The sequence below is a fragment of the Streptomyces sp. URMC 123 genome (assembly GCF_051386515.1).
In the GTDB taxonomy this organism is placed as follows: domain Bacteria; phylum Actinomycetota; class Actinomycetes; order Streptomycetales; family Streptomycetaceae; genus Streptomyces.
In genome coordinates this window covers 1-242 of record NZ_JBPQTV010000794.1, presented here as the reverse complement: position 1 = coordinate 242, position 242 = coordinate 1, and the positions used below count along the sequence as shown (strand labels likewise).

General features: G+C 65.3%; 1 protein-coding gene. It reads left to right on the top strand.

The genetic code is table 11. The features are described from left to right. On the top strand, positions 1–242 hold a 242-nt coding region (locus tag ACSNOD_RS32040; protein ID WP_436770551.1), incomplete at both ends, for a GTP-binding protein.

Genomic DNA, 242 nt, shown 5'->3' with positions numbered 1-242 from the left:
GCGATCACCAAGGTGCTGCACGACGCGTACCCGGACCTGAACGAGGCCTCGGCCTTCGACCAGATCGACAAGGCTCCCGAGGAGCGCCAGCGCGGTATCACCATCTCCATCGCGCACGTCGAGTACCAGACCGAGACGCGTCACTACGCCCACGTCGACTGCCCCGGTCACGCGGACTACATCAAGAACATGATCACCGGTGCCGCTCAGATGGACGGCGCCATCCTCGTGGTCGCCGCCAC